Here is a 21,562-nt window from a genome sequence, read left to right as displayed (position 1 = left end):
ACCATGTCCGCGCCATTCATCCTGCGCGTTATCCTCCTGCTCGCCGCCACGTGGCTCGCAGCCGGGCCCGCAACCGCCCAGGGCCTCGACAAGGTCACCGTTGCAGGCTGGAGCCAGCCGATCAGCGAGATCACCAATCTGCTCGCGGAACCGGACAAGGGTTTCTTCAAGGCGAAGGGCATCGCGCTCGACTACATTCCCGGCAATGGCGGGGGCTCGGCGATCCAGAACATGCTCGCCGGCCAGGCCGACATCGCCTTCACCGACCCCGCGTCGCTCTACCTGGCCCTCGACAAGGGCGAGAAGCTCGTCGCGATCTACAACATCTACCCCCAGAACGTCTTCAACGTCGTCGCGCCGAAGGGGCGCGGCATCCGCTCGGCCGCCGATCTCAAGGGCAAGCGCATCGGCGTCTACAGCCTGTCCAGCGGCACCCGCCAGAACCTGCAGGTCCTGCTCAACCAGGTGGGGCTCGGTGAGAAGGACGTCACGATCGAGGTCACCGGCCTTTTGAACTTCGCGCCGCTGATCCAGGGGCAGGTCGACGCCACCGCCGCGACCGATACCGGCCTGCTCGTTGGCCGCGCCAAGGGGCTGGGCGAGGTCGAGGTGATCGAGGTCAAGGACCATCTCAACCTCCCCAGCGACATTTTCGTCGTGACGCAGGCGACCTATGAGGCCAAGAAGCCGCTGCTCAGGCGCTTCCTCGCCGCCTATCGCGACTCCGCCGCCTGGATGATCGCGCAGCCGCAGGAGGCCGCGCGCCTCGCGGTCACCCGCGCGATCAACGGACGTGACGAGGCTGTCAATCTCGAGATCATCAAGCTGCGCAACCTCGCCAGCGTGTCGCCGACGACCGACCGCGAAGGCCTCGGCCATTTCGATCCCGAGGTCATGCAGAAGGGCGCGGACACGTTCCACAGCCTCGGCCTGATCGGCAGCAAGCTCGACATGGCGGCCATCGTCAGAAGCGACCTCGTCCCGGCGAAGGACGCGGCGCGATGAAGTTCCGCGACCGGAGCATCCTCGTCACCGGCGCCAGCCGTGGCATCGGCGCCGCGATCGCACAGGCCTTCGCCGCCGAGGGCGGGCTCGTCATCATCAACTACCGCGAGAACGAGCAGGCGGCCTCGGCCGTGGCCGCGGCCTGCCGCGAACTCGGTGGCGAAGCGCTGACTGTTGCGGCGGACGTCACCTCCCCCGAAGCGGTGGCCGCAATGGCGGAGCGCATCGGGCAGGAAATCGGCCGGCTCGATATCGTCATCAACAATGCCTTGGCGCCCTATCGCTTCGATCCCGACCGGCGCGCCCGTTTCTGGGAGACGCCCTGGGAGGCGTATGAGCAGCAATTCGACGGCGCGGTGAAGGCGGCCTACACGGTGACGAGGGCGATGCTGCCCCTGCTCCAGCGGCGCAGCCAGGCCAGCATCGTCAACATCGCCAGCGATCTCGCGACGCGCCCGAGCATCCCCTATCACGACTATACGACAGCCAAGGCGGCGCTGATCGGTTTCAGCCGCAATCTCGCCGCTGAGCTCGGCCCTCTCGGCATCCGGGTGAACTGCGTCGCTCCCGGGCTCGTCTACCCCACCGAGGCGAGCGCGGCGACAAAGGAAGAGGTGCGCGAGATGCTGATCGCACAGACGCCGCTGCGCCGGATCGCGAGCCCGGAAGACGTGGCGGGCCCAGTGCTCTTTCTCGCCAGTGACTGGAGCGGCTTCGTGACCGGCCAGACGCTCCATGTCGATGGCGGCCTGGTCATGACATGAGGACGGGCCGGCCGACGATTTGGGTGCGTGGCTCGATGGCGACGGTCTCGTCGCTTTCCGTCACGCCACCAGCGCCTCCACCGATGCGGATTGCATTCAGGAGCCTTGCCGGCAGCGCCATCCCCAGACTGGTACTCGGATAGGACATTTCGAACGCTTCAGGCCCGGCGTTCACAGCTTCGCACTCCAGATGGGCAATCCCCGCCGCTGGGCCTGGCCCAGATTCCCCGAGGCGGATGAGCGGGCTTGGCCCCAAGCCAGGCGGGGCTGAGCGACGAAGGCGATGGGGCCCAGATTGCGAGCCATTTCATTGGGATAATCGCGATGTTGCACCCCTGCGACCATCAACCCGGGGAAGGCCGAGGGAGTTTCGGCCATCGCGATGGCGAAGCGCTGCTCTTGGCGGAATCACGCCTGTCGGCCGCCTCGGTGGCCTTTCGCCCCACCGCTTATTTCCGATGCCGACCTATGCGGAACGCACCGCTTGACTTTGGATAAAAAGCGTGAGGATTGTATAAAATATTCGCGGAGAACAAGCGGATCTGGGAGGGGCGCTTGGCTGGTGTACGAAGTCTTTTCCTTGCTGGATCGACGCGCGCGGCCGCCATCGCTGAGCCGTCCCGGTGACTGCACGCAGCCTCCCCTCCAACCGGCGCGATAGTCTCGCCAGGCAGATTCTTGAGGTGGGCGGCCGCTGGGGCGCTCATGCCGCGCTGGTCATCGGCATCGTCGCCATCTTCCTGCCGCTGGTCCTGACGCTCTACATCAGCTTCTTCGACGAGACGCTGGTGACCTTTCCGCCGCGCGGCTACACCCTGAACTGGTATGCGAGAATTCCGGAGGAGTTCGGCAAGCCGATCTGGACCAGCCTTCGCATTGCGGTCGTGGCGGTCTTCTTCGCTCTCCTCGTCGGCGTGCCCGCGGGAATTGGGCTGTCGCGCTACCGGTTTCCCGGGCGCGGCCTGATCAGCACGCTTCTGCTGGCGCCGCTGACGGTGCCCGGCATCGCCATGGGTTTGGGCATCTACGTCTTCGCCATCTGGGTGCAGCTCAGCTTCGGCATGCGGCTGGCCGGATCGCTCGGGCTGATGATCCTCGCCCATCTGCTGATCACCCTCCCCTGGGTGGTGCGCCTCTGCCTTGCCAGCCTCACCAACCATGATCGCTCCACGGAAGACGCAGCCGCCAGTCTCGGCGCCTCCCCGCTGATGGTGATCTGGCGAGTCACCCTGCCCGCCATGGTGCCGGGGATCGTGGCCGGCGGGCTCTTCGCCTTCATCGTGTCGTTCGAGAACCTCGAAATGACGATCTTCCTCATCAACCCGGGCACGAACACGTTGCCGAACGCGGTTCTTCAGCATTTGACCTACAGCACGGACCCTTTGATCGCCGCCGTCGCCGTCATCCAGATGGCCATCGTCGGCGCGGCCCTTCTCCTGCTCGACCGCCTGGTCCGCCTCGATCAGGTGGCATCATGAGCGTCGCGGTCAGCGTCAGCGATCTCTCCAAGCATTATGGCTCGGAGCAGGCCGTCGATCGGATGAGCTTCGATGTGAATCCGGGCGAGATGATCGCGCTGCTCGGCCCCTCCGGCTGCGGCAAGACCACGACCTTGCGCATGATCGCAGGGTTCGTCGAGGCCAGCGGCGGCGACATCCTGCTCGACGGGCGCAGCATTCTGGCCTTGCCGACGCATCGACGGAACATGGGCGTCGTCTTTCAGAGCTACGCCCTGTTCCCGCATCTCACCGTCGCCAAGAACGTCGCCTTCGGGCTGGAGATGCATGGCGTGCCCAAGACCGACCGGGCAGCGCGCGTCATGGATGTGCTCAAGCTGGTCAAGCTCGAGGGCTTTGCCGAGCGCTATCCCAAGCAGCTCTCGGGCGGACAACAGCAGCGCGTGGCGATCGCCCGCGCCCTCGCGACGCATCCGCGCCTGCTGCTCCTGGACGAGCCGCTTTCAAATCTCGACGCCGCGCTGCGCTCCGATGTGGCACGCGATATCAGGATGCTCCAGAAGAGCCATGGGCTGACCGCTCTGATGGTCACCCATGACCAGAGCGAAGCCATGGCCATGGCCGACCGCCTGGTCGTCATGCGCGCCGGCCGTATCGAGCAGATCGGCACGCAGGAGGATGTCTATGAACGTCCGGCCACGCCATTCGTGGCGGGCTTCATCGGTCACAGCAACCTCGTCCAGGGGCGGCTGAGCGACGCCGGAACGTTGGATTGCGGCGGCGTGCAAGTCGCCCTGGCCGGGCGATATGAGGCTCGCGGCGCCGTCACCCTGGCGCTCAAGCCCGAGCGGATCGTGCTGACGCCGGCCGGCACGGGCGGCGACGAGCGCGTCTGCGGGCGCATCGAGCTTGCAACCTATCTCGGGACGACCGTCGAACAGATCGTGCGGCTCGGCGACGCCCGCCTGGTTATCCGCAGCCCGTCTTCAGGCCCGGCCGCGACCAGGCGGTTCGCCGAAGGGGACCTGGTCGGCGTCTCCTGGGCGATCGGTGACGAGAGGGTCTTCAGCGAAGACGACCGGCCATTATCGGCCGGCCACTGACTGGAGCAAGGAAGAGGGAGATGGCAATGGAAGACATCGGAAAGCGCAGCCGGGGACGAGGGCTGCCGAGCCGCAGGACTGTGCTGGCCGGCTCCGCCGCACTGGCCATGCCGGCGATCTGGACCTCCGGCGCCAGGGCTCAATCCTCGACCCTCGTCGTCAGCACCTGGGGCGGGAATTTCGGACGTCTTCTGACCGAGAATGTCGATGTCCCCTTCATGAAGCCGCTCGGCATCGAGGTTGTTCAGGACATCGGCGGTGAAGAGGCCCGCGTCGCCAAGATCCAGGCGCAGCGGATGCTCCCGCAGGGAAATATCGACGTTGCCTGCGTCACCGGCGGCGTCGCCCAGCGCCTCGCCGATCTCGGCGCGCTGGAGCCGCTCAACGCAGCGACGGTGCCGAACCTCGCCCATGCGCTTCCCAACCTGCTGACGCCGACGGCCGCGCCGCAATTCTATAGCCCGCAGGTCCTGATCTATAGTTCGGAGCGCGTGAAGGAGCCGCCGACGAGCTTCGCCGATCTCCTCGAGCCCGCCTACAAGAACAAGGTCGGCCTGACCGACGGCAATTTCCCGTTCAACATGATGGCGGCCGCCCTCTATGCCAGCGGCAATATCACCGATGTTGCCGGTGCGAAGGAGGCGATGATCCGCCTCAACAAGAACGGGCTCAAGCTCTACCCCTCGGTCGACGCCACCGCCCCGCCCTTCAAATCGGGCGAGATCGATGCCGGCATCATGTTCCTCGCCCGCGTGATCAGCTGGCAGGACTCGGGCATCCCGGTCAAGGCGGCCTTCCCCAAGGAAGGCGCGGCCCTGTACGTCTCGAGCCTCGTGGTCCCCAAGAACGCCCCCAACAAGCAGGCGGCGCTCAAATACATCAACGCCATGCTGGAACCTTCGGCACAGCAGGGCTTTGCCGCGAAGCTCGGCTACATCCCGGCCACCGACAATGCCGGGCTGTCGGGCACGCTCGCCCAGCAGCTCGCCCTGCCGGTCCCCGCGCCGAAGCTGGTCGTGCCTGATTATGCCGCGATGGCGGCAGGATCGGCCGACCTCGCCGATTGGTGGAAGAAAACCATTCAGCGTAGCTGAGCGATGAGTGACGCGATCATCTCCGGACGGCGAAGCCGGCAATTGGGCGGCACGGTGCTGCTCGCGCCGGCGACCCTCGTCGTTCTGATTATGCTGGCAGCGCCTCTGGCGCTGCTGGTCCGCTACAGCTTCAACAGGTTCAGCCCGACCGACCTGATGATCGCGGCGGTGACGCCCGAGAACTATGTCCGTTTCTTCACGGACCCGTTCTACCTGGAGGTCATGCGCACGACCATTGGCGTGGCGCTGCTGAGCACCGTGCTGTGCCTGATCCTCGGCCTGCCGATCGGCTGGCGCCTGTCGCGCATGCGCCCGCCCTGGCGCGGCATATTCATCTTCGCGATGATCATGCCGCTCTTCGTCAGCAGCACCGTGCGGGCGCTCGGCTGGATGATCCTCTTTGCCCGCGGCGGCGTCCTGGATCTCGGCTCGAGCTATTTCTTCCAGCGCCATTTCGAGATGCAGTTCAGCTCGACCGGCGTGGTGATCGGCATCGTCTCGGCGAACCTGCCCTACATGGTCCTGATGGCGCAGAGCGTCTTCGCCGGAATCGACGATCGCCTGTCGGAAGCGGCCCGCGGCCTTGGCGCGGCACCGGTCAGGGCCTTCTGGCGCGTGATCTGGCCGCTCGCCATCCCGGGCATCGCGATCGCGACGATCATGTGCCTGATCCTCGGCATGAACGCCTATGCCACGCCCATTCTTCTCGGCGGACCCCGGTTCCAGATGATGGCGCCGCTCGTCTATTGGGAATTCGGCACCAACAATAATTGGCCGTTCGCATCCGCGCTGGCCTTCGTGCTGATGGCGACGACCCTGCTGCTGGCCGTGGTGGCCCATACGCTGGTCCCCCGCCGCTATCGCGCCTGACAGGCGGCCGGCCCGGCGGAAGCGGGCAGGCCGGGATGGCCAAATGTCTCACGTCACGGGGGGTTGCCCGCTAATTCCGGAGGTCGCTAGTTGTACGGCGTGTTCTGATTCAGCGAGGGTAGACTTGAATGACAAAGCGCCAGCCGGGCCAACCGCAGCTGCAGCTTCGACAGACAGTCGCGAGCGCCACGGTCGCCGAACTGCGCCGGCGCATTCTCTCAGGCTCCGTGGCGGAGGGGGAGGCCTTGCGGCAGGATGCACTCGCCAACGAGTTCGGAATTAGCCGCATCCCGATTCGCGAGGCCTTTCGCGAACTGGCGGCCGAGGGGCTTGTCACGCTTCATCCGCACCGCGGCGCGGTGGTGACCGCGCTTTCGGCCGACGATATCGCCGAGCTCTTCGACCTGCGTGCCATGCTCGAGCCGGATCTCACGCGGCGGGCGGTACCGCGGCTGCGGGACAGCGACTTCGCGCGCGTCGAGCGGATCCTCGACGACTATGAGGCGGCGATCCGTGACGGCGATATCGACGCCTGGGGCGAGCTGAACACCGAATACCACCTGGCGCTCTACAGGGCGGCCGACCGCCCGCAAACCCTGGCGCTGGTCCGCATGCTGCTCGCCAATACGGACCGATACACCCGCGTCCAGCTTGCCATGTCGGAAGGGGCAACCACGCGTGCCAGACGGGAGCACGCGGCGCTTCTGGTGTTCTGTCGTGAAGGCAACGTGAACGCCGCGGCCGAGCTGATGCTCAATCATATCCTCGCCGTGAAGCAGGACCTGCTGCGGCTGCTGCCGAAGTAAACGCCGCCGAACGCCCTGCGCGGCGAGCGAAATGAGGATGCGATACCGACGGGCCTCGCCCATCGGTATCCATCCAGCTTTTCAGAGCTCAGCTCTCGCCCTGCTGCCGCTGTTTCTTCCGGCGCCAGGGCGCGTCGGCCTGCCAGTCGCCGGCCATGATGCAGCCATAGGGCAGCACCTCGTCGACCACATCAGCCAGGCCATAGCGCTCGATCTGCCGGCGCACCGAGGCCGCGTGCTTGTAAGCGCTCGGCAGCTCCGAGATATCGGTCACGCCGGAGAAGAAGCGCGCGTCGATATCCTTGGTCTCCTCCGCGAAGATCTCCGCGTCGGTGCGGCCCGCAAGCCTGCGCTTGTGCTGGGTACGCGAGAAGTTCCGCCCCGCCCCATGCGGCGAGAAACCAAGGCCGTTGGCCGCGTTCTTGCCGCGCACGATCAGCACCGGCTCCGCCATGTTGAGCGGAATCAGCGTGAGGTCGGTCGCGTCCTCGGCCCAGCCGTCGAAGGCCGGCGTCGCGCCCTTGCCGTGATAGAACAGCCCGTCCGAGCGCCGGAAGACGAAGTTGTGCTCGTTCCAGAACCGGTCGGCGACACGTGCCGACAGCCGCTCGGCCGCCATGTCGTGGATGACGAGATGGCTCTGCTTTGTCCATTCGCGGATGGCCTGCAACGCTGCCCAGTACTCGTCGCCCTCGCGCGTATCGGCCGGAATCCAGGCATTCTGCGGTGCTGTCTGCGGCGAGAGCAGCTTGCGGAGATCCTCGGCGATGCGCATGCCCTTGCTGTAGAGCCGCGCACCGGGGCCGCGCGAGCCGTGATGCGTCACCAGCGCCGTCTCGCCGCTCGACTTCAGCGTGCCGACATAGGCGAAGTGGTTGCCGTCGCCCTGCGTGCCGAAATGCTCGATCGCGGCGCTCGTTCCGTCGCGCAGCAGCGGGTTCTCCGCGAAGCGCTCAAGCACATGCGCCGGCGGCCTGATCTGCTGGCCGCGCGGCCGCCCCCCGGGGCCGAAATGCGTGACGACCTGGACGGCATCCAGCAGAGCGGCCGGAGCGATGCCGGGAAAGACCGAGATCGCCATCGAGCAGCAGATATCGGCCGAATGCATACCGGGATGGATCCCTTCCGAGACCGCGACGCCGCCGACGGGAATCGTGCCGACAGGGCCGGCAGGGCAGGCATCGGGCATGACCGCGCCGGCGCGGACGACCGGCGTGCGCATCAGCTCGGTCATGCTGAGCACGACCGAGGCGATATTCGCCTCCTCCTCCGGCGTCTCCGCCTCGATGTTCAGATGGAACGGCACGGTTCCGACGGGATAGAGCGGCGTCGCCGGGGGCGGCTCGAAGCCGCGCGCGACAGCGATCGCCTCCTCGAAGGAACCGCCTTTTTCCAGCAGCGCGTTTCCGGCCGCGAGCGCGCGGCCGAACCACTTGCCCTGCTTGACCCCGGCATCGATCAGGTCCTGCCCACTCAGAACTTCAGTCATCTCGTCTCTCTTTCCGCATGCCTCCGCCACGCGGCCGCTTGCGCTGCAATGTTCATCTCGAATGTCGTCCGGACCGGCTGACAAGGGTCACGAGACTGTTTCCGCCACCTCGCGCGAGCGAGGGAAGGGTTGGAACCTTCACGCCTTTCGGCACCTGCCGAAGCAGGCTGCGTCTGCCTGTAGTCCCGTTTGCATTCAGCCGTTCCAACTCGGTCATGGCGACGAGGATTTGCGGGACGCCTTTCGTCCGACGAATCGGATGTGGATTCGAACCACTACGACCGATGTAGTCCCGCAGGCATTCGCCATGCTTGGTCTCTGGTCCCGGCAACGAAGGGCGGCGAGACCCCTGTTCTGAGCTACGCCCTTCCAGGGAAGGACGGGATGATCTGAACATCCGACCTGCCTCGGCATACGCCTTGGCTGCTCTACCTGTAGTCCCGCCTGCATTTGCCGGGTGCTGTGAAGTCTCCAATCCTCGTTCGAGGTCATGACGACAAGTGGTGATGAAACATCGCCCGCCTTGCGACGGACAGGGGACTGCCTGTAGTTCCATCGGCATTCGTCATGCCCAACCGTCCGCGTTATCTTCTTCCCATTCCGGCTTTCATCATGACGACGAGTGGGGATGAGACGCACGCTCTACCACTGAGCTACGGGCCCCCAGATGGTGGACCCGGCGGGCATCGAACCCGCGACCATGTAGTCCCATCGGCATTCGTCATGCCAGAAAGCGATCCTTCTCCTGAAACCCTGGCGGCCGAATTGCCGCCGGGGGCCTATAACGTCATGGCCTCGATCTGCTCGACCCAATGGTCGGCACCGGTCTCGGTCCCGGCCATCGTGGCAATCACCTCGAAGACCTGGTCGGAGAAGCCGCCGACATTCAGGATGTCGCTTCCGCTCTTCGCCTGCGTCGTGGCGTAGGGCTGGATGTCGATGCAGACGAGCTTCGCCTGCGGGTTCGTCATCTTCACCTTGCTCCACGCCTGCATTGGCCCGGTGCCCTGATGTGCATGCGCCGAGGCATCCACCCAGGACTGGTTGTCCGAGACGAAGACGACGAGATCGACCTTCGCCTTCTCCTGTGCCAGCCGCTCCAGCGGAGCGGAGCAGTTCGTCCCGCCGCCGCCGATCGCAGCCAGCCTGGCCGCGTTGGTCATCACCGCATCGCGCGGGTTGAGGTCGATCTCGACCACATCCTGCTCGAAAGGCAGCACCCGCGCCGTGCGGTTGGCCCGCAGGAGCGCCGCCGCCACCAAGGCCGCAACATCGATGCAGCGCACCTTGCTCGAGGCGCCCTGACGGTATCCCGTCACGGACGAGCTCATCGAGCCCGACACGTCCGGGCAGACTACGACGCGACCGTCGATCGCGGGCACGTTGGCCAAAGCGATCTCCATCGCCTCCTGCAACGCGTCCTTCACCAGCTTGGGCACCGCCGCGTCAGCCATGGTGAAGGCCACCATCAGCTGATACGGGAACACCCTGGCACGCTGGATTTCCTCCGGATCGCGCAGCCGCCTCGCCACCTGCTCGGCGAACCCCTCGACCTCGAACACACCGTTGCGGGCGAAGCTGTTGAGGTTCTGGCGCAACATCTGCCAACCAGACGTCTCGGCGATCTGGACCCAGTGCTCCCTGGTGAGGGGCAGCGCCGTCAGCATCTGGAACGGCACCGCCGGCACCGGCAGCGACGGGTCGCGCTTGAACGCCTCGAAAGCCTTGACCAGCTCCGGCAGCGCCAGCACATCGTGCGGCTTGCCGATCAGATAGCCGTACAGCGCCGCACGCGCCGCCGATGCCGGCTTCGGATGCACCATCTTGATCACATCGGCCAGGGACGGCTCATTGCCGACCGCGGCGCGCATGATCTCGATATCATGGGCCTGCTCGAGCCAGGCCTGGACGAAGCGCTTCGGCCGCGTCCCGAGCGACTTGCGCCCGGTCGCACCGGACCGCATGACCTGCACGAAGTTGCGCAGCATCTTGCCGTTCCGGACGATGCGCGGGAATGCGCGGCCGAACTCGTCGCCATGCAGGCAGGACAACACCGCGAGCAGCAGTGCCGGCATGTCCTTCATGTAGCCCTTCTCGAATGCGAACATCGCGGTCTTCGCCAGGAATTCCGGTTCGACCTGCGAGGCCAGCTCCAGAATGTCGGTCAGCTGCTCCCGCGCCCCGGCATAGAAGGTCGCGTTGAACGTTCCCGTCGCCGCCAGCTGCGCCAGGGCCTGCCGAGGCGACAGGCCATAGGCCTGTGCCCCTGCATGGTTCGCGGCGTCAGTGCGTGGGAGCAGCGTTCCTGCCATCGTCGCAAACACGGATTTGTTTGCCATCGTCTTCGTCCTTCGTTTTCACGAGCTCCTCATTTCAGGCTTCGTGCCAACTGCTGGAGAGTGCCGACGCGGTCGGAGCCGTTTCCGCGTCAAAATTTTGAAAACAAAGGAGAAAAATTTTTCTCTTCACGCTGCTCAAGCATTGGCGCCGATAGGCTGGCGCCGCTAATATCTATCCACTAGGATAATATACTAGATCATGGGATAGACGACTATGCGCCGTCGCGTCGCGATCAGCATTCTCGGAACGACCCTCGACGCCGGGCGCGGCGAGCGTTGGAAGCGTTGGCGCCCGACGGTCGCCCTATGCCAGCAGAAGGGCCTGTTCATCGACCGGCTGGAACTGCTTCACGGCTCCAATTCCATCGGTCTGGCGCGCGAGATCATTGCCGATATCGGGACCGTCTCGCCGGCGACGGAGGTCCGCGAACATAGCGTCTCGATGAAGGATCCGTGGGATTTCAGCGAGGTCTATACCGGCCTGCGCGATTTCGCCCGCTCCTATCCCTTCGACCCCGAGCGCGAGGATTATTTCGTCAACATCACCACCGGCACCCATGTCGCGCAGATCTGCTGGTTTCTGCTGGTCGAGGCGCGCTACATCCCGGGCCGGCTGCTCCAGCTGTCGCCGCCGCGCGGGCGTCCGGAGAACGGCGACTATGCGGGCAGCCACTCCATCATCGACCTCGATCTGTCGCGCTATGACGAGATCGCCACACGTTTCGCTGCTGAGCACGAGGAGGCGACCTCCTTCCTGAAATCCGGCATCGCAACGCGTAGCGCAGCCTTCAACGCGATGATCGACCAGATCGAAAAGGTCGCGATCCGCTCGCGTGCGCCGGTGCTGCTGACCGGCCCGACCGGAGCCGGCAAATCGCAGCTCGCAAGACGCATCTATGAGCTGAAGAAGGCCCAGCACCAGGTCCCCGGTGACTTCGTCGAGGTCAACTGCGCGACGTTGCGCGGCGACCAGGCGATGTCGACCCTGTTCGGCCATGTGAAAGGTGCCTTCACCGGCGCCCAAAGCGACCGCCCTGGCCTGATGAAGGCTGCCGACAAGGGCGTGCTGTTCCTCGACGAGATCGGAGAACTCGGGCTCGACGAGCAGGCGATGTGCCTGCGTGCGATCGAGGAGAAGCGCTTCCTGCCGATGGGCTCCGATCGCGATCGGACCTCCGATTTCCAGCTCATCGCCGGCACCAACCGCGATCTTTCGGCCAGCGTGCGCGAGGGGACGTTTCGCGAGGACCTGTTCGCGCGGCTCAATCTCTGGACCTTCCGCTTGCCGGCGCTGCGAGATCGCAAGGAGGATATCGAGCCCAATCTCGATTTCGAGCTGCGCCGCTTTGCGGAGCGCGAACGGCAGAACGTCGCTTTCAACAAGGAGGCGCGCGAGCTCTATCTCAAATTCGCCATCGCCCCCGATTCCGCCTGGCGCGCCAATTTCCGCGACCTCTCGGCGTCGATCACAAGGATGGCGACGCTCGCCCCGCAAGGTCGTATCAACGAAGCGACGGTGCGCGATGAGATCACGCGGCTATCGGAGCATTGGTATGCCGGCCAGGCCGCAGCTCCCGATCACGAGGCGCGGCTTGCCGACATCCTGGGGCGCGATCGCGTCGACGAAATCGACCTGTTCGACCGAGCTCAACTGGCGGCGGTCATCGCGGTCTGCCGCGAGAGCCGCACGCTCAGCGCGGCGGGGCGCAAGCTGTTCTCGGTCTCGCGCGCGGCCAAGACGAGCGGCAACGATGCCGACAGGCTGCGCAAATACCTGGCGCGCTTCGCCTTGAAATTCGAGGATGTGTCAGAGGGCTAGACCATTGGACCGGCGCCCATCCGGCCTGCCGAATTGCTTGCTTGCCTTTGACGCACCCCAAGCAATTGCTGGAAATTATTCGACCAAGGCGCCCTTATGGAAGACCAGGGGCGAGCGATCATGCCCCAGCGACCAGCCAACGACGCGGCCAATCACGATCACGGCGGTCGGACGTTCGATCATCTCCTCGACCCGGCAGTCGAAGGCGCCGAGCGCGTCCTGCAGGACCGGCGCTCCGGTCTCCAGCCGATCCCAGTTTCCCCTCGAGAAGCGCTCGGCCATCGGCGTGCCCCGGGCCAGAAAACCCTCTGCAACTTGGCGCTGGTCGTTCGCCAGGTAGTTCACCGCAAACGCCCCGCTTTGCGTGATCGGTCCCAGCGCGGTCGTGCCACGATCGAGAGAGACCAGCAGAGTCGGAGGTTGAGCGGTGACATGGGTAGCCGAAAGCCCGACGAACCCGAACACGGCATCGTCATGGCGGGTGGTCACGATCGTCATCCCCGTGGCACGGCGGCCCAGGACCTGCCAGAACTGACCGGGGCTAAGCTCTTCAGCCGGTTTGTTTTCGGTGCTCATGCCGACCTCTCGCCGTAGCAATTCTTGACCTGAGGGGCGTCTCTCCCGACGCGCCATGCTCGCTTCATCGCGGATACAGACTCGCATGCAGCCGCGTGGGCACGATCGGCAAGCGCGTCACCAGGCCAGGCCGCCCCAGCGCGTCGTCGACCGCAGCCGCGATCGCCGCACCGGCCGCGGTGATGCCGCCTTCGCCCGCTCCCTTGACGCCCAGCGGGTTCTGCGGACTCGGCGCGTCCTCCCTGACCAGCACCTCGACCGGCGGCATCTCATGCGCCGTCGGCATCAGGTAATCGGCGAAGCTGGTCGCGAGAGGCTGGCCGGCTTCGTCATAGACGAACTCCTCGAGCAGGGCGCCGCCGATTCCCTGTGCAGCGGCGCCGACGATCTGCCCCTCGACCAGCATGGGATTGATCATCCGGCCGATGTCGTAGGCGACGAGATAGCGCTCGACCTTCACTCCGCAGAGCTCGGTATCGACCCGGACCTGCGCGACATGGATGCCGTAAGGATAGTTCATATGGTCGGCGCGAAAGAGCCCTTCGGCGTCAAGCGCCTCGGCCGATTGCGACGCGATCTCGGCAAGGCCGATCCCGGCGCCGCTGCTGCGCGAGACGACCCGGCCGGCCTCCAGGACGAGGTCGTCGATATCAGCCTGGAGCAAGGGCGCCGCCAGGGCGCACGCCTTGTCGCGCAGCGCTTCCGAGGCGATCTTGACGGCAGAGCCCGTCATGACCGTCACGCGGGAAGCGAAGGCGCCGAAGCCGATCGGAATCCGGTCGGTCTGGCCGTGCACGACGCGGATCCGTTCGATCGGCATACCGATGACGTCCGAGCAGACCTGTGCCATGACCGTCTCGACGCCCTGGCCGACGGAGGCCGCACCGGTGACGATCTCGATCGTGTCGTCCGGCAGGACCGCCATCCTGACGAGATCATGCGGACCCAATCCGCTCTTCTCGACGAAGAAGGCGAGGCCGAGCCCGACCGCCTCGCCGGCGGCGCGGCGGTTCTCCAGCTCCGAGCGGAGCGCGGCATAGTCGAGATGCTTCAGGGTCCGCTCGAGCAGGTCATGATATTTGCCGGAATCGTAGAGGACGTGGGTGCCGAGCGCCTCGATGCCGCGGTCGAACGGCATCCTGTCCTCGGGAATGAGATTGACCCGGCGCACCTCCACGGCATCGAGCCCGAGCCGGGCGGCGACCGCATCCATCAGCCGCTCGCGAACGAAGGTAGTCTCGTAGCGGCCGGGCGCGCGGTAGGTGCCCGAGGGCGTCTTGTTCGTCAGCCTGATATGGCCTTCGACGCGATAGGCCGGAATGAGATAGGGCCCCGGCAGCAGCGCGGCGGCGAGGTCCGAGACCGTGCCGCCATGGGTGCGGACATAACCGCCCTGATCGGTGAAGAACGTGTCGGTGAGCCCACGCACGAATCCGTTCGGATCGACCGCGGCGCGGAGCCGGTGCACCTGGTCGCGCGAGTGGTTGGCGGCCATGAGGTGCTCGCGCCGATCCTCGACCCATTTCACCGGGACGCCAAGCCGGTAGGCCGCCGCGCAGACGAGCACATCCTCGGGATAAAGCTCGCCTCTGATGCCGAAGCCGCCGCCGACATGGCCCTCGCTGAGGCGAACCTTGTCCTGCGGCAGGCCGAGCATGCGCGCGATGCTGTCGCGATTGTAATGCGGTACCTTGGCGGCGCCGTACATGGTGAGCATGCCGGTTTCGCGATCATGCACCGCCAACGCGCCGCGCGCTTCGAGCGGCACTCCGGTATGCCGGCCGACCTTCAGCTCCAGCTCGAGGACATGGGCGGCGCCGGCGAAGGCAGCGTCGATATCGCCATAGGATTTGACGATGGTCGCCGGCTCGCTGAGCAGGCCGGGATGCCGTTCCGGCATGAACGGCACCGGTTCAGCCGTTGCATCGAGGCAGGGTTCCTCCTCCTCGATATCGCAGAAGACGAGTTCGGCCGCGTCCTCGGCCGTGTACGGGTCCTCGGCGAAGACGACCGCGACGGGATCGCCGACATAGCGGACATAGTCCCGCGCCAGGACGTGCTGGCGATAGGGCTCGAGCCCGGCGATCCGGGTCATGCGGAAGTCGATCGGCGGCAGGTCGGCAATGTCGGCGGCCGTCCAGACGGCAACGACGCCCGCCAGCGCCGCCGCATCCTCCGTCTCGATGCCGACAATGCGGCCGAAGGCGATCGGCGAGCGCACGACCCGCATATGGATCTGGCCGTCGGCGCGGTTATCGGCTGCGAAGCGGCCCGCCCCGGTCAGGAGCGGGCGATCCTCCAGCCGCTTCAGCGATCGGCCGATGGCGGACATGCACGCATCTCGCTCGCGGCGGCGCAGACGGACTTGATGATGTTCTGATAGCCGGTGCAGCGGCACAGGTTCGAGGACAGGATGTCGCGAAGCTCGGCCTCGCTCAGGTCGGGCTCGGCCTCCAGCGCTCCGGTCGCCAGCATCAGGAAGCCCGGCGTGCAGAAGCCGCATTGCAGGCCGTGATTCTCCCAGAACGCCTTCTGCAGCGGGTGCAGTACCTCGCCCTTGGCCAGCCCCTCGACCGTGCGCACCGCTTGCCCCTCGGCTTGAACAGCGAACATCAGGCAGGAGCGCACGGGCTTGCCGTCGACGAGGACGGTGCAGGCGCCGCAGACGCCGTGCTCGCAGCCGAGATGGGTTCCGGTCAGCCCGCAATCGTCGCGCAGGGCGTCGGCGAGGGTGCGCCGCGCCTCGACCGAGATGCGATAGTCCTTGCCGTTCGCGTTGAGCGTGATGGCATGTTTCTCAGCCATGGGCTTTCCGTTCAGCGTCTCGGATGAGCGCACGAATGCGTTGCGGGGTGGCGGGCATCTGGAAGAGCTCGACGCCATAGGGCGAGAGCGCATCGACGATCGCGTTGAGCACCGCCGCCGGCGCACCGATCGCACCGCCTTCGCCGACGCCCTTGGCCTTGGTGATGCTGGCATCGGTGATCGTGACCAGATGCTCGATCTCGATCGTCGGCATCTCCGCGATCGTCGGCGGCAGGTAGTCGGCGAGCGAGACGGTGAGCAGGTTGCCCGTCTCGTCATAGACCAGCTCCTCGAACAGGGCGTTGGCGATGCCCTGGGCGACGCCGCCATGGATCTGCCCGTCGACGATCATCGGGTTGATCAGGAGTCCGGCATCCTCGGCAACGACGAAACGCTCGATCGTGACGCCGCCGGTCTCGACATCGACCTCGACGATGCAGGCATGGCAGGCATTGGAAAAGGTGCCGCCCGGATCATAGGTCGCGTTCTCGACCAGGCCCGGCCCAGCCTCGGGAAAGCGATGACTCTGGTGGTAGGCGGCGCGCGCCACCTCAGGAATCGGCAACGAGAGATTGGTCCCGACCACGCGGGCGAGCCCATCCTCCAGAACCACATCCTCGGCCTTCGCCTGCATCAGCACAGCGGCGACGATCTTCAGCCGGACCGCGACCTTGCCAGCCGCGAGCTTGCAGGCGCCGCCGGCGATCACCATCGAGCGGCTGGCGAAGGTGCCCCAGCCATAGGGTGTCGCGTCGGTATCGCCGGAGATGATCCTGACCTTCTCCGGCACGGTGCCGAGTTCGTCGGCGATGAGCTGCGCGAGCGCTGTCTTCAGGCCCTGCCCATGCGGCGAAGAGCCGATCCGGGCCTCGACGAAGCCGGACGGGTCCATGGTGCAGGAGACGATCTCATAGCCCGGCACGATCCCCATGCCACGCGCCGCATAGGCCGGCGTGCCATAACCGGTGCGCTCGCTGAAGACCGAGAAGCCGATGCCGAGATGGCGGCCCTGTGCCCGCGCCTTGGCCTGGCGCTCGCGGAAGGCTGCGACATCGATCGCTTCCGCCGCGCGCTCCATCGCCTCCTTGTAGGAGCCCTCGTCATAGACGAGCCCGGTCGGCGAGCGATGCGGGAACGTGTCGATCAGGTTGCGGCGCCGGATCTCGAGCGGGTCGAGGCCGAGGCGCCTGGCCGCCACGTCCATCATCCGCTCCATGGTGAGCGTCAGCATCGGCCGCGAGACCCCGCGATAGGGCGCCATCATGCCGGTATTGGTGGTGACCCCGCGCGAACGCACGCCGTATTCGGCGACCTTGTACGGCCCCGGCAGCTCCGCGAGCGCCATCAGGGGCTCGACGCCACAGGTGACCGGATAGCAGGAGAAGGCGCCGACATTGCTTTTCAGATCGGCGTCGAGCCCGAGCAACGTGCCGTCCTTGGCGAAGGCGCCGCGCACCGAGAAGGCCTGATCGCGGCTATGAGCCGAAGCCAGGAAATTCTCGCGGCGATCCTCGATCCAGGCGAGGTCGCGCTTCAGGTGCCGCGCGAGCCAGACCAGCGCGACATATTCGGGAAAGAGCGACATCTTCTGGCCGAAGCCACCGCCGACATCCGGCGCGACCACGCGCAGGTCCGATTCCGGCATCATCAGCGTATCGGCGATGCCGGTGCGGAGCATGTGCGGCATCTGCACGGAGGCATAGAGCGTGACGCGGCCGGAGATGTCGTCATAGCGGGCAAGGCCGCCGCGGCCCTCGAGCGGCATGGCCGATTGCCGGCCCGAGCGCAGATCGAGCGCGACGATCTCGGCCGCATCGGCGAAGACGGCGTCGAGGCCAGGGCTTCGCAGCTTGCCCTCGACCAGGACGTTGCCGGGCGCATGCGCATGCACCGCCGCGGCGCCCTCGGCGAGCGCGCCCTCGAAATCGATGATGGCATCCTCCGCCTCGATATCGGCGAAGACCTGCTCGGCGAGATCCTCGGCGAGGCCCTGATCCGCGGCGACGACGATGGCCAGCGCCTGGCCGCAGAACATCACGCGGTCCTTGGCCAGGACAGGCTGCTCGACGGCGATATAGTCCGGGCGATGCAGGATCGGGCAGATCGGCCGGACACCGGCAAGGTCGGCGGCGGTGAAGACGAGCTCTCCCTCCGGGGCCTCGATGCCGAGGATACGCCCGGCCGCGATTGGGCTGCGCACGAATTTCACGGCGGCAGCACCACGGGCGAGGTCGGCCACGTAGCGCCCCTGCCCCACCAGCAGCGACGGATCTTCGAGACGCGGCAGCGAACGGCCGATCCAGCTCATGCCGCTGCCTCGGTCAGGGCGCGGCCGACGACGGCACGGATCAGGTCGCTGCGATATTCGGACGAGCCGTGGATATCGGCCGTGGGCCTGATACCGGCCTGCGCCGAGGCCGCCACATCCTGGAACAGAGCCTTGGACGGCGGCTTGCCGACGAGTTCCTGTTCGAGTTTGGACAGCCGGATCGCCCGGTCGGAGACGCCTCCGACGCCGAGCCGAGCCGCCGTGATGACGCCATTCTCGAGCTTGAGCGCGGCGAGCGACATGGCCAGGGCGAAATCGCCGGCACGCCGCGAGAATTCATGGAAGCCGCTGCGCCAGCCCGCACCGAGCATGGGCAGGCGGACCTCCGCAAGCAGATCCTGTTCGCCGACGGCTGTGGTGAAGGTGCCCCGGAAGAACTCCGCGGCCGGGCAGGTCCGCTCGCCATTGTTATTGGCGATCACCATCTCCGCGCCGAGCGTGGCGGCGACGAGGCACCATTCGGAAGCCGGGTCGGCATGGGCGAGGCTGCCCGTGAAGGTGCCGCGCTGACGGATCGGGTAATGCGCGATATGGCGGACGACCTTGGCCAGCAGCGCACCAAGCGGCCCCTCGACGGGCGGCTTGTGGAAGGCCGCATGGCGCGTCAGCGCGCCGATCGCCAGGACATCGCCCGACGGCCGCAAATAATCGAGATCGCCCGCCCGGTTGATGTCGATGATGACGCCGGGCCGGGCCAGCCGGAAGTTCATGGCCGCGACCAGGCTCTGGCCGCCGGCCAGGACCTTGCCGTCGGCGCCGTGCTCGGCGAGAGCAGCCACGATCTCGGAGCGCGAGCCCGGCCGGACATAAACGAAGGAAGCAGGCTTCATGAGCGGGATTCAAATCCGGAACTGGAGCGGCGCAAGGTCGGCACGGTAACGATTCTAAAGCCTAGCGCAGGAAAAATCGGCCCGGATGGTCGCTCCACGCAGATCGGTCCCGACACATTCATGACCCATCCCCAATGCCATCCCGATGCTGGCACACCCTATGGCACGGCTTGAACTGCGGCAAAGGCGATTTGAATATCATAGAAATTTTTTAACCCGGCTCATGCTGGCGGCTGGAACCACGCGAAGATCGGGGAGCGCTGATCTGCCCCGCTCACTCGCGCTCGCGAAGATCGGACAAGACCATCGTGGAGACCATGTCGTCGGGGGAGTAGACGCAATGTCCCCTCCCGATTTCCCAAGCGGCTTCCATCAGGTAGCTCCGGACGTGATTCCAGAGCATGCGCAATCCTGCCATCTGCTCCCCCTCTGGTCGCGCTTGCCGCCGGGCCCCTCTCAGCCTCTTGCGGCGGCGCATTGCGAGACGGCGCCTGGAGCATTTCCGCGTTTCTTCGAATCGCGAAAATCTCCTGCCTATAGTTTTGACGCATCAGGCCGTCGCCGCGCTGCGCAGGTGATGATACTGGCCGCGGAAATAGAGCAGCGGCGTGCCATGCTCGTGCCAGTCGGCCGGGCTCATGTCCTTGACCTTGCCGATGACGATGAAGTGGTCGCCCGCCTCGTGCTCGGCGAAGACCTCGCAGTCGAGCCACATCAGCGTCTTCTCGATCAGCGGATTGCCGCCGAGCGACAGCCCCCATTTGATGCCGAGCCATTTCTGTCCGCCGGAGCGGGCAAAGGCCCGTGAGATCTCCTGCTGCCCCTCGGACAGGACATTGACGGAGAAGCGTCCGCCGGGGCGGATGCGCGGCCAGCTTGTCGAGGTCTTCATCACGCAGAACGAGACCAGCGGCGGATCGCTCGACACGCTGTAGAACGATTGGCAGGTAAAGCCGGCAGGCTCGTCCCCGACCAGGCCGCCGATGATCGTGATGCCGGATGCGTACCGTCCCATTCTGTCGCGGAACGCGAGGGCATCGAGCGGCAAATCCTTGGGCGCCTTCATTGCTATTCCATCCCTAGAGCATTTCCGCGCTTCTGGGCCGCCTCGACGCGAGCCCGCCCGGCGTCTTGCTGCGCGCGACCCCGCTATCCGCCCCAGGCCCAGACGAGGCGCAAGCCTCGTCTGGCAGCGTAAGGGTCGCCGGCTTCAGCTCACCACTTCGAGGCCTTGGCCTCGGCATCCACCGCCGCGTCGTCGAATTTGTTGACCTCGTCGATGAACCTGTTGGTGTAGGAGGCCCGCATCGCCTCGGTGCCGCCGAGCGGCTCGACCGAATAGCGGAGGATGTTGTCCCACTCCGCATCGACGCTCTCGCCCCATTTGCGGCCGGGCGACTTCACCATGCGCGAGGCGCGCGACTTGTAGATGTTGACCGAGTCGGCGAAGGTCTTGGGCGTGACCTCCTGCGGCTTGGTCGCCGGATACATCGCCCAATGATTGCGGATCGTCGCCTCGGGATTGGCGAGCGAGAAGGCCGTCGCCTTCGCCAGGCCGCGCAGGAACTTCACCACCACCTCCGGATGGTTCTTCACCAGGTCCTCATGGGTGATGATGACGTTGCCCGGCATTTTCGAGAGCCAGGGCGGGTCGATCTTGGTGAACTTGAAGCCGCTATTCTCCAGGGCCGAGACGCCGGTATCCCAGACCGACCAGGCCGCGATCTCCTTCTGGCGGATCGCATTGGCGGCCGAGGAGCCAAGGCCGACCGAGATGAACTTCACGTCCTTGTCGGGATCGAGCCCGGCATCTTTTACGGCCGAGCGCGCATAGGGCAGCGAGCCCGAGGCCATCTCCGGCAGACCGATCGTCATGCCCTTCAGGTCCTTGAAGCTCTTGATCTTGTCGTCGGTGACGACCGTCTCGTAGATCGGCGTCGACATGACGTAGACCGCGACGATCGGCAGGCCCTTCTGCCGGGCAATCATCACCGTCTCCGGCCCCGCCGTCGCGAATTGCACCGCACCCGTCGCGATCTGCTGCACGCCGAGCATCGTGCCGGCAAGGCCGATGACGCTGACGTCCAGCCCTTCCTTCTTCCAGTATTCCATCCCGAGCGGCACCGAGGACTGTGCCGCGTTGCCCACCGAGATGTTCGTCGTCGTCAGCGCGTAGACCACCTTGTCTGCGGCCTGGACGACGGTTGCCCCCAAGACTGCACCGGCGGCCACGGAGATGGCTGCCAGATATTTGAGCCGTTCAAACATGTTCCCGC

Annotated in this window: 17 protein-coding genes; 8 read left to right on the top strand and 9 right to left on the bottom strand. The window is 65.9% G+C overall.

Annotation, left to right across the window (positions count from 1 at the left end):
- The first annotated feature begins 3 nt into the window (after positions 1–3).
- The 7 genes from EV560_RS33215 to EV560_RS33185 all read left to right on the top strand — a co-directional run bounded on the left by EV560_RS33215 (position 4) and on the right by EV560_RS33185 (position 7,099).
- Complete coding sequence (locus EV560_RS33215) at positions 4–1,005, top strand: ABC transporter substrate-binding protein (protein WP_131860153.1); 1,002 nt, start codon at positions 4–6, stop codon at positions 1,003–1,005.
- Positions 1,002–1,769, top strand: a complete 768-nt coding sequence (locus EV560_RS33210) for a glucose 1-dehydrogenase (protein ID WP_131860152.1) — start codon at positions 1,002–1,004, stop codon at positions 1,767–1,769. The genes EV560_RS33215 and EV560_RS33210 overlap by 4 nt, the downstream gene beginning before the upstream one ends.
- Positions 1,770–2,392: 623 nt before the next feature.
- Complete coding sequence (locus EV560_RS33205; RefSeq protein WP_131860151.1) at positions 2,393–3,247, top strand: ABC transporter permease; 855 nt, start codon at positions 2,393–2,395, stop codon at positions 3,245–3,247.
- Entirely contained in the window at positions 3,244–4,329 is a 1,086-nt protein-coding gene (locus EV560_RS33200) for an ABC transporter ATP-binding protein (protein ID WP_131860150.1), read from the top strand. The genes EV560_RS33205 and EV560_RS33200 overlap by 4 nt, the downstream gene beginning before the upstream one ends.
- Before the next feature lie 26 nt (positions 4,330–4,355).
- On the top strand, positions 4,356–5,423 hold the full coding sequence (locus EV560_RS33195) for an ABC transporter substrate-binding protein (RefSeq protein WP_165923756.1): 1,068 nt from the start codon (positions 4,356–4,358) through the stop codon (positions 5,421–5,423).
- A gap of 3 nt (positions 5,424–5,426) precedes the next feature.
- A complete protein-coding gene (locus EV560_RS33190; RefSeq protein WP_131860148.1) occupies positions 5,427–6,293 on the top strand; it encodes an ABC transporter permease in 867 nt (288 codons plus the stop codon).
- Between the two features lie 128 nt (positions 6,294–6,421).
- Entirely contained in the window at positions 6,422–7,099 is a 678-nt protein-coding gene (locus EV560_RS33185) for a GntR family transcriptional regulator (RefSeq protein WP_131860147.1), read from the top strand.
- 88 nt (positions 7,100–7,187) lie between these two features.
- Here EV560_RS33185 and EV560_RS33180 read toward each other — a convergent pair whose 3' ends face one another.
- The gene (locus EV560_RS33180) at positions 7,188–8,588 is read right to left on the bottom strand and encodes an RtcB family protein (protein WP_207908176.1); all 1,401 of its coding nucleotides are present in this window, start codon (positions 8,586–8,588) and stop codon (positions 7,188–7,190) included.
- A gap of 779 nt (positions 8,589–9,367) precedes the next feature.
- The gene (locus EV560_RS33175) at positions 9,368–10,927 is read right to left on the bottom strand and encodes a vWA domain-containing protein (RefSeq protein WP_131860146.1); all 1,560 of its coding nucleotides are present in this window, start codon (positions 10,925–10,927) and stop codon (positions 9,368–9,370) included.
- Between the two features lie 214 nt (positions 10,928–11,141).
- On the opposite strand from EV560_RS33175, the gene rtcR reads away from it, so the two are divergent.
- A complete protein-coding gene (rtcR, locus tag EV560_RS33170; RefSeq protein ID WP_131860145.1) occupies positions 11,142–12,746 on the top strand; it encodes an RNA repair transcriptional activator RtcR in 1,605 nt (534 codons plus the stop codon).
- A 75-nt stretch (positions 12,747–12,821) separates the two neighbouring features.
- Here rtcR and EV560_RS33165 read toward each other — a convergent pair whose 3' ends face one another.
- From EV560_RS33165 to EV560_RS33135, 7 genes are all read right to left on the bottom strand, one after another.
- Positions 12,822–13,322, bottom strand: a complete 501-nt coding sequence (locus EV560_RS33165; RefSeq protein ID WP_165923755.1) for a flavin reductase family protein — start codon at positions 13,320–13,322, stop codon at positions 12,822–12,824.
- 64 nt (positions 13,323–13,386) lie between these two features.
- Positions 13,387–15,654 carry a xanthine dehydrogenase family protein molybdopterin-binding subunit gene (locus tag EV560_RS33160; protein WP_131860143.1) on the bottom strand — a complete coding sequence of 756 codons (2,268 nt, stop codon included), beginning with the start codon at positions 15,652–15,654 and terminating at the stop codon, positions 13,387–13,389.
- Complete coding sequence (locus EV560_RS33155; protein ID WP_131860142.1) at positions 15,630–16,127, bottom strand: (2Fe-2S)-binding protein; 498 nt, start codon at positions 16,125–16,127, stop codon at positions 15,630–15,632. Before EV560_RS33155 ends, EV560_RS33160 begins: the two co-directional genes overlap by 25 nt.
- Positions 16,120–18,435: a xanthine dehydrogenase family protein molybdopterin-binding subunit gene (locus tag EV560_RS33150; protein ID WP_131860141.1), complete on the bottom strand. Its 2,316-nt coding sequence runs from the start codon at positions 18,433–18,435 to the stop codon at positions 16,120–16,122. Before EV560_RS33150 ends, EV560_RS33155 begins: the two co-directional genes overlap by 8 nt.
- Positions 18,432–19,286 carry an FAD binding domain-containing protein gene (locus tag EV560_RS33145; protein WP_131860140.1) on the bottom strand — a complete coding sequence of 285 codons (855 nt, stop codon included), beginning with the start codon at positions 19,284–19,286 and terminating at the stop codon, positions 18,432–18,434. The genes EV560_RS33150 and EV560_RS33145 overlap by 4 nt, the downstream gene beginning before the upstream one ends.
- A 550-nt stretch (positions 19,287–19,836) precedes the next feature.
- Positions 19,837–20,352 carry a flavin reductase family protein gene (locus EV560_RS33140; protein ID WP_131860139.1) on the bottom strand — a complete coding sequence of 172 codons (516 nt, stop codon included), beginning with the start codon at positions 20,350–20,352 and terminating at the stop codon, positions 19,837–19,839.
- Between the two features lie 149 nt (positions 20,353–20,501).
- Entirely contained in the window at positions 20,502–21,554 is a 1,053-nt protein-coding gene (locus EV560_RS33135) for an ABC transporter substrate-binding protein (RefSeq protein ID WP_131860138.1), read from the bottom strand.
- Positions 21,555–21,562 lie beyond the last annotated feature (8 nt).

Source organism: Allobosea sp. BK604, from assembly GCF_004341515.1.
In the GTDB taxonomy this organism is placed as follows: Bacteria; Pseudomonadota; Alphaproteobacteria; order Rhizobiales; family Beijerinckiaceae; genus Allobosea.
Note: the sequence above shows the minus strand (reverse complement) of the source record. Positions and strands in the feature narration are given on the sequence as shown.